The 17,266-nt window shown below is 55.3% G+C and carries 14 protein-coding genes; 13 read left to right on the top strand and 1 reads right to left on the bottom strand.

The window, feature by feature from the left end; all coding sequences use genetic code 11:
- Positions 1–14: 14 nt before the first annotated feature.
- Positions 15–275 carry a DUF2627 domain-containing protein gene (locus BA6348_RS17290; protein ID WP_005827332.1) on the bottom strand — a complete coding sequence of 87 codons (261 nt, stop codon included), beginning with the start codon at positions 273–275 and terminating at the stop codon, positions 15–17.
- A gap of 174 nt (positions 276–449) precedes the next feature.
- Here BA6348_RS17290 and BA6348_RS17285 point away from each other — a divergent pair, with 174 nt between their 5' ends.
- The 13 genes from BA6348_RS17285 to spoIIM all read left to right on the top strand — a co-directional run bounded on the left by BA6348_RS17285 (position 450) and on the right by spoIIM (position 17,190).
- Positions 450–2,525 (top strand): sigma 54-interacting transcriptional regulator, encoded by a 2,076-nt coding sequence (locus tag BA6348_RS17285; RefSeq protein WP_005827333.1) that lies wholly within the window; start codon positions 450–452, stop codon positions 2,523–2,525.
- A gap of 208 nt (positions 2,526–2,733) precedes the next feature.
- Positions 2,734–3,825 (top strand): Glu/Leu/Phe/Val dehydrogenase dimerization domain-containing protein, encoded by a 1,092-nt coding sequence (locus BA6348_RS17280; RefSeq protein WP_005827335.1) that lies wholly within the window; start codon positions 2,734–2,736, stop codon positions 3,823–3,825.
- A gap of 198 nt (positions 3,826–4,023) precedes the next feature.
- On the top strand, positions 4,024–5,445 hold the full coding sequence (lpdA, locus tag BA6348_RS17275) for a dihydrolipoyl dehydrogenase (protein ID WP_026557073.1): 1,422 nt from the start codon (positions 4,024–4,026) through the stop codon (positions 5,443–5,445).
- Between the two features lie 17 nt (positions 5,446–5,462).
- Entirely contained in the window at positions 5,463–6,455 is a 993-nt protein-coding gene (locus tag BA6348_RS17270; RefSeq protein WP_005827338.1) for a thiamine pyrophosphate-dependent dehydrogenase E1 component subunit alpha, read from the top strand.
- A gap of 13 nt (positions 6,456–6,468) precedes the next feature.
- On the top strand, positions 6,469–7,452 hold the full coding sequence (locus tag BA6348_RS17265) for an alpha-ketoacid dehydrogenase subunit beta (RefSeq protein WP_005827340.1): 984 nt from the start codon (positions 6,469–6,471) through the stop codon (positions 7,450–7,452).
- A gap of 21 nt (positions 7,453–7,473) precedes the next feature.
- A complete protein-coding gene (locus BA6348_RS17260; RefSeq protein WP_026557074.1) occupies positions 7,474–8,850 on the top strand; it encodes a dihydrolipoamide acetyltransferase family protein in 1,377 nt (458 codons plus the stop codon).
- Positions 8,851–9,123: 273 nt separating this feature from the next.
- Positions 9,124–11,268: a copper amine oxidase N-terminal domain-containing protein gene (locus BA6348_RS17255; protein WP_122953133.1), complete on the top strand. Its 2,145-nt coding sequence runs from the start codon at positions 9,124–9,126 to the stop codon at positions 11,266–11,268.
- Positions 11,269–11,638: 370 nt separating this feature from the next.
- The gene (gene mce, locus BA6348_RS17250; protein ID WP_007785548.1) at positions 11,639–12,052 is read left to right on the top strand and encodes a methylmalonyl-CoA epimerase; all 414 of its coding nucleotides are present in this window, start codon (positions 11,639–11,641) and stop codon (positions 12,050–12,052) included.
- A 101-nt stretch (positions 12,053–12,153) separates the two neighbouring features.
- Positions 12,154–13,278, top strand: coding sequence for a M20/M25/M40 family metallo-hydrolase (locus tag BA6348_RS17245; protein WP_122953134.1), 1,125 nt, complete (start codon positions 12,154–12,156; stop codon positions 13,276–13,278).
- A 117-nt stretch (positions 13,279–13,395) separates the two neighbouring features.
- A complete protein-coding gene (locus tag BA6348_RS17240) occupies positions 13,396–14,604 on the top strand; it encodes a DUF3866 family protein (RefSeq protein WP_007785545.1) in 1,209 nt (402 codons plus the stop codon).
- A 160-nt stretch (positions 14,605–14,764) separates the two neighbouring features.
- A complete protein-coding gene (locus BA6348_RS17230) occupies positions 14,765–15,328 on the top strand; it encodes an NUDIX domain-containing protein (RefSeq protein WP_005827350.1) in 564 nt (187 codons plus the stop codon).
- Positions 15,328–16,497, top strand: a complete 1,170-nt coding sequence (locus tag BA6348_RS17225) for an endonuclease Q family protein (RefSeq protein ID WP_005827351.1) — start codon at positions 15,328–15,330, stop codon at positions 16,495–16,497. Before BA6348_RS17230 ends, BA6348_RS17225 begins: the two co-directional genes overlap by 1 nt.
- Positions 16,498–16,563: 66 nt before the next feature.
- On the top strand, positions 16,564–17,190 hold the full coding sequence (gene spoIIM / locus BA6348_RS17220; protein ID WP_122953135.1) for a stage II sporulation protein M: 627 nt from the start codon (positions 16,564–16,566) through the stop codon (positions 17,188–17,190).
- Positions 17,191–17,266: the final 76 nt, after the last annotated feature.

Here is a 17,266-nt window from a genome sequence, read left to right as displayed (position 1 = left end):
TTCACCTGCCTGTTCTACTCGTCGTCTTCTGCCTCGCGAATCATGAAGCGGGGTTGTACCCGATTTTTTTTGCGTTCGTGGTGCAAAATGAACCCGGCAATAAACAAGACGGGAATGGCGAAAGCAAGGACGCCGAGAATGAGCTTTCCCCACAGGAAGCTGACATCGGGTGCCGTCGAATAAAAAAAGGCGTCGCGGATCAGCTTGATCCCGTACATGGCAATCGCAGCCGGAATGACCATGATTAAGAGGGCAATGACTTTCTGTACGATCACTGGTGGTTCACACCTTTCTCTCTCATTCTTTCATCATATCGGATGCCAGTATGCTTGTCCACCGTCCGTCCCTGTGCACACGAGCGAGCGCACGTTAGGGAAGAGAGCCTGTCCATCAACGGTTTGTTGCAGTACAATGGTAACGAGTAAGATGAAAAGCGAGGGGTCTAGCGCATGCACAAGCTGCTTATAGTAGGTGCTGGACGAGGCGGTACGGCTCTGCTGCGGACGCTGAACCAGATGGACAGGCTGAAAATTGTCGCCGTGGTCGATCGGCGGCCAGACGCTCCCGGAATTGAGCTGGCGAGATCGCTGGGCATCAAGGTCGATTCGGATTACCGCCCTTATTTGGACGACGAGCTGGACGTGATTTTGGAAGCGACAGGGGACATGGAAGAATACGAGCAGCTCCGCCAGTTAAAGCGGGAAAAGACGGTGCTCATTCCGGGCACTTTCACGCGAATTGTCATGCGGCTCATCCGCGAGCGCGACAAGCTGATCGCGGCGATGATGCAAAACCAGCGCGAGCGCGAGACGATGCTCGACTCTACGCACGATGCCATTATCGGCGTCAATCGGCAAGGAGTCATCACGTTGTTCAACAAGGCGGCCGAACGCCTGATGGACATCGAGGCAAGCGAAGTGCTGGATACAAAAGTATCCGAGCGCATCCCCAACACCAGACTACATATTGTATTAGAGACAGGCTGCCCTGAGCTGAACCAGGAGCAGATTTTGCCGAACCAGACGCGCATTATCACGAACCGCGTCCCCGTGCGCAACGACAAAGGGGAAGTGGTCGGAGCCGTGGCGATTTTCCGCGACATTACCGAGGTGATGGCGCTCGCTGAAGAAGTGACCAATCTCAAGGAACTGCAGAGCATGCTGCAAGCGATCATTCAATCCTCGGACGAGGCGATCTCGGTCGTGGATCAGAACGGCATCGGCTTGTTAATCAATCCGGCGTACACGAGACTGACGGGGCTGACGCCGGACGATATTATCGGCAAGCCGGCTACGGTCGACATTTCCGAAGGCGACAGCATGCACATGCAAGTGTTGAAAACGAAGCGGCCTGTCCGGGGCGTCCCGATGAAGCTCGGGCCGAAGCGCAAGGACGTGGTCGTGAACGTCGCTCCGGTCGTCGTCGATGGCGAGCTGAAAGGCAGCGTCGGCGTCATTCACGACGTTTCCGAGTTCAAGCGGCTGACAGAAGAGCTGGAAAAAGCCCGGCGCATCATCCGCACGCTGGAGGCGAAGTACAGCTTCGCGGATATTATCGGCTACAGCGAGCAGATGAAAAGCGCCATCGAGCAGGCGAAAAAAGCGGCGTTGACGCCAGCGACCGTGCTGCTGCGCGGAGAGTCCGGGACGGGCAAGGAGCTGTTTGCCCACGCCATTCACAACGCGAGCGAGCGCAAGTACAACCAGTTTATCCGGGTCAACTGCGCGGCGATTTCCGAGAGCCTGTTGGAGAGCGAGCTGTTCGGCTACGAGGAAGGCGCTTTTACGGGAGCGAGGCGAGGCGGAAAGCGCGGCTTGTTCGAGGAAGCGAGCGGAGGCACGATATTTTTGGATGAAATCGGTGAGCTGTCCATGGGGATGCAGGTCATGCTTTTGCGCGTCCTGCAGGAACGGGAGGTCGTCCGGGTCGGGGGCACAAAGCCGATCAATATCGACGTCCGGGTCATTGCCGCAACCCATGTGAACCTGGAAGCGGCGATTGGCGCGGGACGTTTTCGCGAAGACTTGTACTACCGCCTCCACGTCGTCCCCATCCATATCCCACCGCTCCGCCAGCGGCTGGAAGATATCAAGCCGATTGCGATGTACCTCTTGCGCAAGGCGAATCTGGAATACGGCAGAAACGTCGAGGAGCTGCATGAGGAAACGTTGCAGATGCTGTTGTCCTACCATTGGCCGGGCAATGTGCGCGAGCTGGAGAACGTCCTCGGCAGGGCGATGATACATATGCGCATCAACGAACGCACGATCATGCCTGAGCATTTGCCTCCTTTGGAACGAAAAATCAGCAAGGCCCCAAAGGAAGCAGAGACGACGGCAGGCTCCACGGGGAAAACATTGAAGCAGGCGGTGGAGGAAGCGGAACGTCAACATATTATGCGCGAACTGGCTGCGGCCAAAGGCAATCGGACCTTGGCGGCCAAGCGGCTCGGAATTGCGATCCGCAGCCTGTACTATAAGATGGAAAAATTGGGAATCATGGATCAGCAGGAAGATGTAAAATGAATGCGCAAAAATTTGCGTGCAAATAATTGCGCGTTTGTGCAAAAAACTGCACACTTGACGAATGGAGAATTCATCCACATCCCCTCAAATAAAGCGCTTTCAAAAAACGATTGCGTTGGCATGACTTTTGCATAAACTACTTGGCGGGAAATTCTCCACACGGAGCCCACTGTTAACCCAGAAGAATGATACTAGGGAGGTTTCTTCATTGAACATCTTTGACTACATGCAAAAGTACGATTACGAGCAACTGGTATTTTGCCAGGACGAAAATTCCGGCCTGAAAGCAATCATTTGCATTCATGATACGACACTTGGACCAGCATTGGGCGGCACGCGCATGTGGCCGTACAAAACAGAAGAAGAAGCGATCATCGACGTACTGCGCCTCGGTCGCGGCATGACCTACAAAAACGCGGCAGCAGGGCTTAACATCGGCGGCGGTAAAGCCGTTATCATCGGCGACCCGCGCCAGCACAAGAGCGAAGAGCTGTTCCGCGCGTTTGGCCGCTACATTCAAGGGCTGAATGGCCGCTACATCACGGCAGAGGACGTAGGTACGACTGTCGCGGACATGGATATGATCCACCTGGAGACAGATTATGTGACAGGCGTTTCTCCTGCATTCGGCTCCAGCGGCAACCCGTCCCCGGTAACAGCTTACGGCGTGTACCGCGGAATGAAGGCAGCGGCGAAGCTCGCTTTCGGCTCTGACTCTCTCTCCGGCCGGGTCGTTGCTGTACAAGGCGTCGGGAACGTGGCCTACAACTTGTGCCGCCATCTGCATGAAGAAGGCGCACATTTGATCGTCACCGATATCAATGAAGAAAACGTAAACCGCGCTGTCAACGATTTCGGGGCAAAAGCGGTTGGCGTCAACGATATTTTCGGCGTCGAGTGCGACATCTTCTCGCCTTGCGCACTGGGTGCGATCATCAACGACGACACCATTCCGCTTTTGAAAGCAAAAGTAATCGCAGGTGCGGCGAACAACCAGTTGAAAGAAGAGCGCCACGGCGACCTCATCCACGAAATGGGCCTGATCTACGCGCCAGACTACGTTATCAACGCGGGCGGCGTCATCAACGTGGCTGACGAGTTGCAAGGCTACAACCGCGAGCGCGCCCTGAAAAAAGTAGAAACAATCTACGACACGATCCTGAAAGTGTACGAAATTGCCGAGCGCGACGGCATGCCATCCTACAAGGCGGCTGACCGCATGGCCGAAGAGCGCATTGCCAGCGTAGGCAAATCCCGCAATACGTTCCTGCAAAACGGCAAGACCGTCTACCATCGCTAATCATTGTATAGCGAAAAACACTCCCCTGCTCCCGCTCTTTCCCGTCGACTGGGCAGTCAGGGGGTACATATCCTTTGTTCTTAGAATATTCTCATTCTCAGAAAAACGTAGGCAAGCGACACGAAAAATCAGCAGCCAGCTTTTTCGACTGTCTACACCCATGTGGGAAGACGCTTCGTATGAAAGGGGAGATCCAGCATGTCTCAAGAATTCGATCTGGTCGTTCTCGGTGGAGGGACCGGCGGTTATGTAGCGGCGATTCGCGCTTCTCAGCTCGGAATGAATGTCGCGATTGTAGAAAAGGAAAAGCTCGGTGGCACATGCCTGCACCGCGGCTGCATCCCGTCCAAGGCGCTGTTGCGCAGCGCAGAAGTGTTTTCGACCTTGAAGGAAGCAGACAAGTACGGTGTTTCGGCAGGCGCTGTCGGCTATGACTTCGGCAAAATTCAGGATCGCAAGCAGGGCATTATCGACCAGCTTCACAAAGGGATTCAGTTTTTGATGAAAAAAGGCAAAATCACCGTCTTTGAAGGCTTCGGGCGCGTGATGGGGCCATCCATCTTTTCCCCGCAGGCAGGCGCTGTCCGCATCGAAAAAGAAAACGGCGACCAGGAAATGATCGTGCCGCGCTTTTTGCTGCTCGCGACCGGATCTCGTCCGCGCACGCTTCCAGGGCTGACGATTGACGGGTCCTACGTCGTGACCAGCGACGAGGCGCTGCAATGGGAAAAACTCCCTGAGTCGGTCGTCATCGTAGGCGGCGGTGTGATCGGCGTCGAGTGGGCGTCCATGCTGAACGATTTTGGCGTCGAGGTTACGATTGTCGAGTACGCGGATCGGATTTTGCCGTTCGAAGACGAAGAAGTGAGCAAGGAACTGGCCCGTTTGCTGAAAAAACGCAAAGTCAACATCGTCACTGGCGCGAAAGTTTTGCCGGAGACACTGGAAAAAGGCGAAGGCAAAGTCGTCATTTCCGCGGAGACGAAAAACGGCGTGGACACGTTTACGGCCGAGAAAATTCTCGTATCCGTAGGGCGTCAAGCCAATGTGGAAAACCTCGGCCTGGAAGCGACGGACATCAAGGTCGAGCGCGGCGTCATCGTCGTCAACGAACATTTCCAGACGGCTGAATCGCATATATATGCCATTGGCGATGTCATTGGCGGCTTGCAGCTCGCTCACGTCGCTTCGCACGAAGGAATTTTGGCGGTCGAGCACATGGCAGGGCTGAATCCGCATCCGCTCGATTACACAAAGGTTCCGAAATGCACGTACAGCCGTCCGGAAGTGGCGAATGTCGGCTTGACGGAAAAAGAGGCGCGCGAACAAGGCTTTGACGTGAAGGTAGGCAAGTTCAGCTTCAAGCCATTGGGTAAAGCGCTGATCCACGGCGAAAATGACGGCTTTGTGAAGCTGGTCGTTGATGCCAAGACAAACGACCTGTTAGGAGTACACATGATCGGCACGCATGTGACCGATATGATTTCCGAGGCGGGCCTTGCCCGGGTGCTGGATGCGACTCCGTGGGAGATTGGACAGACCATCCACCCGCATCCTTCGCTCTCGGAGGCCATCATGGAAGCGGCCCAGGCCGTAGATGGAAAAGCGATTCACAATTAGCAAGGAGGGTATCCACGATGACAACCAAACGGCATGAACAAGTTGGTTTGACTGATGCGCAAGTCTTGGATATGTACTATTACATGCTGCTCGCGCGAAAAATTGACGAGCGCCAGTGGCTGTTGAATCGAGCGGGCAAAGTGCCGTTCGTCATTTCTTGCCAGGGGCAGGAGGCGGCTCAGGTAGGGGCGGCTTTCGCGCTGGAGACAGACAAAGATTTCTTGTGCCCGTACTACCGCGACCTCGGTCTGGTGCTCGTATTCGGCCAGACGGCGCGAGACTGCATGCTCTCCGCTTTTGCCAAGGCAGAAGACCCGAACAGCGGCGGACGCCAGATGCCAGGGCACTTCGGCGGTAAAAAATACAACATCCTGACAGGCTCCAGCCCGGTAACGACACAAGTTCCGCACGCAGTCGGCATGGCGCTGGCAGGCAGAATGCAAAACAAAGACTTTGTCGTGTACACCTCCTTCGGCGAAGGCTCCAGCAACCAGGGGGATTTCCACGAGGGAGCCAACTTCGCGGGCGTGCACAAGCTCCCGGTCATCTTTTTCTGTGAAAATAACAAATACGCGATCTCCGTTCCGCTGAAAAAGCAGCTCGCTTGCGAAAGCGTAGCAGACCGGGCGATTGGCTACGGCTTCCCGGGCGTCAGCGTAGACGGCAACGATCCGATTGAAGTGTACCGCGTCATGAAGGAAGCGGTGGACCGCGCTCGCCGCGGCGAAGGGCCGACATTGATCGAAGCGGTGATGTATCGTCTGGTACCGCACTCCAGCGACGACGACGACCGCGTGTATCGCACGCGGGAAGAGGTAGAAGAAGCGAAGAAAAAAGATCCGCTGATCGTTTTTGCCGCTTATTTGCGAGAAATCGGCTTGCTTGATGAAAATACAGAAGCGGATATGCTGGCGCGTGTGCAGCTCGAAGTAGACGAGGCGACCGAGTACGCGGAAAACGCTCCGTATCCGACACCTGAATCGACATTGACACACGTCTACGGGAACTAAGGGGGGAACTTTCATGGCAGTCATTTCGTTTATTGATGCGATTACGATGGCGATGCGCGAAGAGATGCGTCGCGATCCGAATGTATTTGTCCTCGGTGAAGACGTCGGGGTGCGCGGCGGCGTGTTCCGTGCGACCAACGGATTGATTGAAGAGTTCGGCGAGGCGCGCGTGATTGATACGCCGCTCGCAGAATCCGCGATTGTCGGAGTAGGGATCGGGGCGGCGGCTTACGGCATGCGCCCGATTGCTGAAATCCAGTTTGCCGACTTCATCATGCCGGCCGTGAACCAGATTGTCAGCGAAGCGGCGAAAATGCGCTATCGCTCCAACAACGACTGGAATTGCCCGATCACGATCCGCGCTCCGTTCGGCGGCGGCGTACACGGCGCGCTCTACCACTCGCAGTCGGTTGAGGCGATGTTTACGAATGTTCCCGGCTTGAAGGTCGTGGCGCCTTCCACTCCGTACGATGCAAAAGGTCTGCTCAAGGCGGCCATTCGCGACGAGGACCCGGTGCTGTTCTTCGAGCACAAGCGCTGCTACCGTCTCATCAAAGGCGAAGTGCCGGAGCATGACTACGTGCTGCCGATCGGAAAAGCAGATGTCAAACGGGAAGGTACGGACATCACCGTCATTTCCTACGGCCTTGCCCTGCACTTCTGCCTGCAAGCAGCCGAGAAGCTCGCACAGGAAGGCATCAGCGCGCACGTTCTCGATTTGCGTACGCTGTACCCGCTGGACAAGGAAGCGATTGTCGAAGCGGCGTCCAAGACCGGAAAAGTGCTGATCGTGCATGAGGACAACAAGGAGGGCGGCGTCGGCGGAGAGGTAGCGGCAATCGTGGCTGAGCATTGCCTGTTCGATCTGGATGCGCCGATCAAGCGTCTGTGCGGACCGGATGTACCTGCGATGCCGTACAGCCCGCCGATGGAGAAATTTTTCATGCTCAACCCGGAAAAAGTATTGGAAGCAATGCGCGAGTTGGCCAACTTTTAAAGGCGAGGAGGACCAAAGATCATGGCAACGAAAGTACTTATGCCCCAGCTCGGCGAGAGTGTGACCGAGGGGACCATCAGCAAATGGTTGGTCAATGTTGGCGACACCGTCAAAAAATACGATCCGTTGGCGGAAGTGACGACAGACAAGGTGAATGCGGAGGTTCCTTCCACCGTATCCGGACGAGTCGCGGAGATCGTCGTTCCCGAAGGAGAAACGGTAGCGGTCGGGACATTGATCCTATATATAGAAGAAAGTGGTGCAGCAGGCGAGTCTGCCAGCCCGGCAGCAGCAGAGGCGCCAGCACCAGCTTCTGCGGCGATTCAGGCGAGCACCGCACCGAGTGCCCCGGCAGCAGCACCCGCTGTACCATCCGCTCCGGCAGCCCGGCAAGCGGCTGGAAACGACGGGACGAAGCAGCGCTATTCGCCTGCCGTCGTGATGCTCTCGCAGCAGCATGGTATTGATCTGTCCCGCGTCGTGGGAACAGGCGCAGGCGGACGGATTACGCGCAAAGACGTGCAAGCGATCATTGACGCGGGCGGCCAAAAGCCGGCTGAGCCAGTGGCAGAGGCAGTTGCACAACCACCTGTGGCAGCGACTCCTGCTCCAGCGGCTGCAACTCCGGCTCCGACAGCAGCTCCGGCTCCGACAGCGCCTGCTGCGACGCCAGCACCTTCCGTCGACATTCCGGTTGCGACTGGCGATCAGCTCGTTCCGGTAACGCCAATTCGCCGGACGATCGCCAACCGGATGGTGCAAAGCAAGCACGAGGCGCCACATGCCTGGACGATGATCGAGGTGGACGTGACCAATCTGGTCAACTTCCGCAACCAGGCAAAAGCCGAGTTTGCGAAAAAAGAAGGGCTCAACCTCACCTTCCTGCCGTTCTTTATCAAGGCGGTTGTCGAAGCGCTGAAAGAATACCCGATGATTAACTCGACATGGGCGAACGACAAAATCATCGTGAAAAAAGACATCAATATTTCCATTGCGGTCGCGACAGAGGACGCGCTTTACGTTCCGGTCATCAAGGACGCCGACCAGAAGTCGATTCTCGGCATCGCCAAGGCTGTCGACGATCTGGCTGCACGCACACGCGCCGGCAAGCTGACGATGGACGACATGACGGGCGGTACGTTTACCGTCAACAACACTGGCTCGTTTGGCTCCGTTTTGTCGCAGCCGATCATCAATTCGCCGCAAGCGGCAATTCTCAGCGTGGAATCAATCGTGAAGCGTCCGGTCGTCATCAACGACATGATCGCCGTGCGTTCCATGGTGAACCTGTGCATGTCTTTGGATCACCGCGTGCTCGATGGACTCATTTGCGGACGCTTCCTGCAAAGCGTCAAGCAAAAGCTGGAGAGCATCGGCCCGGATACGAAGCTGTACTGATCGCTCGCCAAAAAGCGAGCAACGCCAACCAGGTCGGGTCCGGCCTGGTTTTTTTATGGCTGCCGAAGAGAGGGGCATTCGCCAGCAAAAAAATTTTCCGATGAACGATTTTTACATGTAACTTTTTCGCGGGTGAATGCGTCTTAGCAATAGTAGCCAAGGAGTCTCTTATCTTCCATAGAAGAGATTCCCTCCAGATATCATTTATGGTAGACTGGTAGCGACCTGCTAGAGAATGATTTCCAGATTATAGGTAAATGTGGGAGGAAAAACATGAAGAAGAGTAAAAAAGCACTGCCAATAGTGCTGGCATCAGCGCTGGCCGCTACACCTTTTGTCGCTGTACCGAAAGAAGCCCATGCTTTGAAAAAAGTGACCGTCAAAGCGGACAACGATGGGGCTGACAAGGATAGCTCTTACGACATCAGCTTCACGCTGGAAGACGATCTATCCAAAGGAGATACCATTACGGTTGAGTTTGACTCCGAATATACCGTGAGCAAAAATATCAGTTCTAGTGATATAGATGCGGATTTCAAAATCAAAAGCGCGAAAGCAAGCGGTAAAAAAGTTATCATTACCGTGAACGAAGACTTTGAAGATGGCGACAAAATTTCGTTCACTATTGAAGACGGAATCACAAACCCTGAAGACAAGGGAACCTATGATGTATATGTTTCAACCAGCAATGAAGATGAAGAATCCACCGAAGTCACGATCAAAAGCAGCTCCAGCAGTTCCAGCTCCAGCAAGGACTACTCCGTATCGCTCAGCAGCAAGGCAGCGGGCGAAGCGACAAGCGTCAAGCTGGGCAAAATCTCGCTGAAAGGCAGCGACGAGCTGGAAACCAACGAGTACATCACCGTCATTTTCCCGGATGAAGACATGCTGCCGTCCAAAATCGACGCGGGCGATGTCAAGTTGAACGGCTACTCGGTGAAAACCGTCAGCGTAAAAGATGACGAGGTGGAAATCAAGGTTCCAAGCTCCGTTGCCGGCGATGATTACATCACCCTCGAATTCAGCAAGTCTGCTGGCATCGAAAACCCTAGCGCTGGCAGCAAATACACGTACAAAGTCAAATACGATGGTGTTACATACGAATCTGAACAGTTCGAAATCACCAAATCCGGTTCCAGCACCAGCACAGCGACCAACAGCTTTACGGTCAACCTGTCCGACCCGTCTGCGGGAGCGCGTTCCAGCTACACCTTTGACGCCGACTTCGGCAGCAAACAGTTGAAAGCGGACGAAGAGCTCGTTCTGGAATTCCCGTCTGCCGATATGGTTCCAGGCATTCTGTCTGCCTCTGATTTTACCTTGAACGGCAAAACGGCCAAGCGAGTCAGCGCTTCCGGCAACAAGGTGTACATTACGGCTCCGTCCAACTTCTCTGCCACCAGCGAAGTAAAAGTAGTCGTTTCCTTCTCTGCCTGGATCACCAACCCGAAAACAGCGGGCAGCTACACCTTGAAGGCGACAGCCGCTGGCCGGACTTTGGAGTCCAAGTCGTTCACGATTGGCGGTTCTGTTGTCAATCCGACACCGAACCCGGCGCCAACACCTACTCCGACACCAACACCGAACAACACGGTGAATAACAGCACAGCGACCATCGCGCTGACCTCGACAGCGCTTGGCAAGCCGACAGGTGTCAATGTGGCGATCAAAGGTCTCGGCGTAGGACTTGTGAAGCAGCGCGACTTCGTGGAGCTTGTGTTCCCGGCAGGTTACAAGGTTCCGGCGTACATCGCTCCGGCAAACGTAACCGTGAACGGCGTAGCCGCCAACTACGTAGCGGTGCGCGGCCAAAACGTGCTGATTTACCCTTCGCAAGACATTCCGGCAGCGACAGCGGCAAACATCAGCATCAATGCTGCTGCCAACATCGTAAACCCTGCTGTGAAAAACACATACAGCATCAGCGTCTTTACGTCTGAAGAAAAAGGATTGCTGTTTGCGCGCGCAGTAGGCGTCGGAATGCCAGCTCCGGCTCAACCAGCGCCGCAGCCGACACCACAGCCGCAACAGCCAGCCGTGACCGTGCCGACGAATGCAGCGCTGTTCAAGGTGAATACAGCGAACTTCACCTTGCACGGTAAAACCTATCCATTGCAAGTAGCGCCTTATATCGCAAACGGCAATACGACAATGGTACCAGCGCAATTCTTCAAGGAAGCGCTCGCGCTGACCACCCAATGGAACAATTCCACTGTGGCGATCATCAGTGGAACAAAAGTGATGAAGTTCACCGTTGGCTCCAACAAAGCAAGAGTGGGCAACCAGGAAATCACCCTGCCTACGCCTGTCGTGCTGAAAAATGGAATGCCAATGATCCCGGTTCGCACCGTAACCGACAACCTCGGCTACAAAGTAGGCTGGGATGCGAAGACATCCAGCGTCTTCGTTTACAAGTAAAAACAGGCAAGCATTACTGTAGAACGGAAAAACCCCCTGCGCAGCATGTTGGCTGCGGCAGGGGGTTTTTGGCGTACCCGCAGGCGTTTACAGGTAGTAAAAAAACGTAGGCACAACGAGGGAGAGAATCAGCAAGCCAATTAGGATTTTCGCAAACAGCGACTGAAATTTCACGGTGGAAAAACCTCCTTTCAGATCGGAAAATGACCAAATGAGAGGAAAATATCAGGTAATTTCGACTCTAGCTATGCTAGAATGAAAAGAGAACAACCTTGATTGTTTTTTTAGCTTTAACACGAATGCGTGACCTCAACAGGATTGTACCGAAATGTAGCCGAAGAGACAACCATTTGCGAAAAGGATGATGGCTGTGAGCGCACCAAACAAGATTGCCCATATCGGAATTGCGGTAAAAAGTCTGGAGCAGTCGCTCCCTTTTTACACCGAGCAGTTGGGCTTGACATTGGTTGGGACGGAAAAAGTCGAGAGTGAGCAAGTAAACGTAGCGTTTTTGGCGATCGGAGAAAGCCGGATCGAACTGTTGGAACCGCTTTCGGCGGACAGCCCGATTGCCAAGTTCATCGAAAAGCGGGGCGAAGGGGTGCACCATATCGCGTTCGACGTAGATGACGTGGCAAGCCGATTGCAGCAGTTGAAGGAGCAGGGAGTGGCGCTCATTCACGAAGTGCCGAAAGCCGGTGCGCACGACGCTCTGATCGGATTTTTGCATCCGAAGGCGGCGGGCGGCGTCCTGTACGAGCTGTGCCAGTATCCAAAAGCGTAAAAGAATCGCGAGCGATTTCGTAGTAGAAAAAATTTTTTTGCGGTATACTGGAACTTGTGAATATGTACCAAAATCGGGCAAGTAATCGGGAGGTAACGAGTGTGAGTGCGATCAACGAAGAACGTTTGCTAAACGAGTTTCTGGAGCTCGTGCAGATTGACAGCGAAACGAAAAACGAGGCAGCCATCAACAAGGTGCTGAAACAAAAGCTGATCGAGATGGGCTTTACGGTCGAAGAGGATGACGCAGCAGCGAAGACAGGCCATGGCGCCAACAACTTGATTGCGACCTTGGAAGGCACAGGAAACGGTCCGGCGATTTTGTTCAGCAGCCACATGGATACCGTTGTGCCAGGTAACGGCATCAAGCCGCAAATCCGCGATGGCTACATCTACTCTGACGGTACGACCATTCTCGGAGCGGATGACAAGGCGGGGATTGCTGCTATTTTTGAAGGCATTCGCACGCTGAAGGAACAAAACTTGCCCCATCCAACGATCCAGGTTGTCTTGACCGTAGGGGAAGAATCCGGTCTGGTCGGTTCCCGCGCGTTGGACGCAAGCTTGCTCAAGGCGGAGATGGGCTTCATTCTCGACTCTGAAGGCCCTGTCGGCAAAATTACGGTGGCAGGTGCGGGTCAGTACCGGATCGTCACCAAAATCCATGGGAAAGCCGCTCACGCTGGCGTCAACCCAGAGGATGGAATCAGCGCGATCACCGTTGCTAGCAAGGCGATTTCCCGCATGTCGCTGGGACGCATCGACGCGGATACCACCGCGAATATCGGGCGTTTCGAAGGCGGCAAGGCGTACAACATCGTCAGCGATTACGTGGAAATCTGGTCCGAAGCGCGCAGTCTCGTGATGGACAAGTTGGAAGCGCAAGTGAAGAAAATGACGACAGCGTTCGAGGAAGCGGCAGCCGAGATGGGCGCTACTTGCGAGAACAACGTCATCTTCATGTACCACGGCTACAAATTCAATGAAGAAACGCCAGTCGTGCAAAAAGCGATCGGCGCAGTCAAGCGCATTGACCGCAATCCGGAGCTTGTCGCAAGCGGCGGCGGCAGCGACGGCAACGTGTTCAACGGCTACAACATCCCGAGCGTGAACTTTGCCATCGGCTACGAGGAAATTCATACGAAAAACGAGCGCATGCCAATCGCTGAACTGAACAAAGCAGCCGAGCTGGTGCTCGCTATCATCGCAGAAGTACAAGAACAGTAGGAACAGGCTGGCGGAATCCCGATGGGGGTTCCGCTTTTTGCTTTTTTGCGAATGGATGATTGGGACAAACGTTGTCTGTCATAGACTGTAGGAAGGAGCGGGACGAGGGGGAGGAGCATGCTGTATCTGGTGACGGGCACGGTCATTCGTATAGGAGAAAAGCACGCGGGAATGCAAGTGCTGGAGGTCGAGTTGGCTGCTTGCGCCGGGGAGGAAGCTGGCCCGCAGAAGGCACTTTCGTTTGCCCAGGAGGACTACCGCATCGGCGATACGCTCCTGCTCAATACGACGGCGCTGCGCCTGCAACTCGGGACGGGCGGGTTTCATCTGGTCGTCGGCAAGACTGGGGAAGAGGCAAGCCGCGACGTCATGCCGAGCAAATGGGGACATATTATGAAAATGCGCTATTCGCCCTGGCAGTTGGCAGTGGATGCGGTCGAAGAACAGGCCAGCCCTTTTCACGACTTGTTTCGGCAGCCGGACCTGTCGCTGGACGGTACGCCTGTGCTCATCGGCGAGCTGCACAGCCTGCTGCCGCCGGCAATACTTGCGCTCAAAGAAAACGATCCGCAACTGCGGTTAGTCTATGTCATGCCCGATGCGGCTTCGCTGCCGATTGCGCTTAGCCGTCACGTCCAACAGTTGTCCCGGTCGGGCAACTTGACGGCGACGATTACGACGGGACATGCGTGGGGCGGCGATCGCGAGGCGGTGACGATTCATAGCGGCTTGCTGGCCGCGCGCCATGTGGAGCGGGCCGATGTCATCGTCTGCATGCTTGGCCCGGGCGTTGCGGGAACGGGCACTTCCTACGGTTTTTCCGGCGTCCAGTTGGCAGAAGTGATTCACGCCGTGTCGGCACTGGGAGGCACGCCTTTTTTTATTCCGCGCATCAGCTTTGCCGACCAGCGCAGTCGCCATTACGGCATCAGCCATCATACGACTGCGATCCTCGGCAGATTTGCCCTCTGCCCCGTGCTGGTGACGTTGCCGCGGCTTGGCGACGAGCGCGATGCGATTATCGAAGAGCAGCTCGCAGCGATTACAGACAGCCGGGCCGGACACAGGCTGGCATATGGACCAGCGCCGTCTGTCGCGCGCCTCGATGCGCTGGAAAAAGGCTACGGCTTGTCCTTTTCCACAATGGGCAGAAGCTGGAGAGAGGACCCGGTTCCGTTTCAGACGGCTGTTTTGGCCGCCGATCTTTTGGGGAAAAGCCTGTCGTATCCGGCGGAGGCGCTCAGCGGCGAGCAGCGTTTGTCCGCTTCGTCAAATACTCTTGAAGCGTTAGCTCTTTATTTGACCAGGAGCGGAGAGCGGCCTTGATTTCCCATGCTTTTCCAACCATCCGCAATTGCTTTTCGCTGACATAGGTTTTCATTCACAATCTCCTCCGATACAATGAGTGTGGACAAGCTTTATGCTCCCAACTTATGGAGCGAGGAATCGAATTAGAACGACCAAGCTGAAAAAAAGGATGATGAATGTGAGCAAGCAAGACCACTTGTACGAAAAAACGATTGCCAGCCAGCCGATTTACGAGGGACGGATTATCAGTCTGAAGGTCGACGAGGTGCTTTTGCCAAACGGACATACAGCGAAGCGGGAGATCGTCAATCACCCGGGAGCGGTTGCCGTCATGGCGCTGACGGATGACAACAAGCTGGTGGCGGTGCGGCAATTTCGCAAGCCGCTGGAGCAGACGATTGTCGAGATTCCCGCAGGCAAGCTGGAGCCGGGAGAAGAGCCACTGACTTGCGCCAAGCGCGAATTGGAAGAAGAGACAGGCTATGTGGCGAGCCACTACGAGCCGCTCAGCTCGTTTTACACCTCGCCAGGCTTCGCCGACGAGATTTTGCATGTGTTTGTCGCGACAGGGCTGAAAAAAGGCGAGAGCAAGCCGGACGAGGATGAGTTCGTGGACGCGCTTGAGCTGACACTGGAGGAAGCGCACGCCTTGCACCGCAGCGGGGAGATTCGCGATGCGAAAACGGTAGTGGCGCTGTTTGCCTGGGAGAACATGCTGCTCCGAAAGCAGTTGAACGGGTAATGCAGACTTATTTTTGCGACATGCACATCCACATAGGCGGAACGTGGACCGGAAAGCCCGTGAAAATTACCGCGTCGCGCCAGATGACCTTGACGAAAATTTTGGAGGAAGCTTCGGAAAAAAAGGGAATGGATGTCATCGGGATTATCGACGCGCATTCGCCGGAGGTGCAGGACGAGCTAATGTCTCTGTTGGAGGCGGGAGCGGCGACGGAGCATGCGGACGGAGGGATTTTATACAAAGGGACGATGCTGATTCTCGGCTGCGAGCTGGAAATCAAGGAGCCGGGGCGGGGAGCGGCTCACTTCCTCGTCTACTTGCCGAGGCTGGCTAACATGCAGCAATGGACCCGCTGGCTTGCCGAGCGCTGCAAAAATGTCCAGCTCAGCTCCCAGCGCGTGGCTGCCCGGATTGGCGAGCTGCAGGATGCCGTGGAACAGTTGGGCGGGATGCTCATTCCGGCGCACATTTTCACCCCGCACAAAGGGCTGTACGGAAGCTGTACAGATCGGCTGGCGGATGTGCTCGACCCGTCCCGCATCTACGCTGTAGAGCTTGGGCTGAGCGCGAATACGGACATGGCGGATCGGCTGTCCGAGCTGCACGCCAAAACGTTTCTCACCAATTCCGATGCGCACTCCCTCGGCAAAATCGGCCGAGAGTATCAAAGCATCGCGATGGAAGCGCGTTCGTTCGCCGAGTGGGCAAAAGCGATTCGCCGCGAGGGCGGCAGAGGGGTGACGGTGAATTACGGCCTGCATCCGCAACTGGGCAAATACCACCAAACCGCTTGCCAGGGCTGCCAGTCGCTTTTGCCAGCAGACGCAAAAGGGAGATGTCCCGAGTGCGGACACAAGCGGATCGTGCGCGGCGTGGCTGCGCGCATCGACGAGCTGGCAGACCGGGAAGCCGGAGCGCACCCTGCGTTTCGCCCGCCTTATATCGAGCAGTTTCCGCTGGAATTTATCCCGGGAGTCGGGCCGAAGCTGCTCGCCAAGCTGTATCACGCGTTTGGCACGCAGATGAATGTCGTGCACCGAGCGACAGAGGAAGAACTGGCACATGTCGTCGGCGAAAAAATTGCCAAGCTGATCGTGGCAGGCAGGGCAGGTTGTTTGAACGTGCAAAAAGGCGGCGCGGGAACTTACGGAAAGGTGATCTTGTCCTAACTGTCATAGCCCCCGTCTCCGGCGCATAAGCTGTACAGTAATCAGCGAAGCGGGAGGGGACGAACCGTGCGTTCACGAGTCGGACAAACTATCCAATCCTATATGAGAGAACATCAGTCGCTCTATTGGTTTACGATTGTCCTGTTTACCATGGGGATTATTTTCGGTGCCGTGCTCGTCAACTCGCTGCCACTTTCGCAAAAGCAGGAGCTGTACGGTTTTCTGCAATATTTTTTTAACAGCCTGAGCACGAGCGGCATCCCGGAGACGAGCGCCCATTTTCAGCAGTCGTTCGGGCATTATGCGAAAACGGTCGCGATCATGTGGGTGCTGGGCTTATCCATTATCGGCCTGCCGATGATTTTGCTGATGCTGTTTCTCAAAGGAGTCGTCGTCGGATTTACCGTCGGCTTTTTAGTCAGCCAGTTGCAGTGGAAAGGCGTGACGTTCGCCATGCTCGGCGTACTCCCGCAAAATTTGCTCGTCGTTCCGGCTCTGTTCATCATCGGCGTGAGCGGAATTTCTTTTTCTCTCCGGCTGATCCAGACCCGGCTGTTGAGCAAGCGCGATGTCATTGCCCCGCATTTCATGGGCTATACCGTGCTGGTCATTTCCATGCTGGGCGTGCTGACGCTGGCCGCTCTGTTCGAGACGTTTGTGTCGCCGAGACTGATGCAGCTCGTGCTCAATTAAGAATAATTATCAGGTAAGAACTCATGCATTTGACTTATTCGACGCCCCTCTACTATAATAGGAACAGGTTTCATGC

Source organism: Brevibacillus agri, from assembly GCF_004117055.1.
Classification (GTDB): domain Bacteria; phylum Bacillota; class Bacilli; order Brevibacillales; family Brevibacillaceae; genus Brevibacillus; species Brevibacillus agri.
The sequence above is the reverse complement of the archived record's forward strand: the minus strand, read 5'-3'. Positions and strand labels throughout refer to the sequence as shown.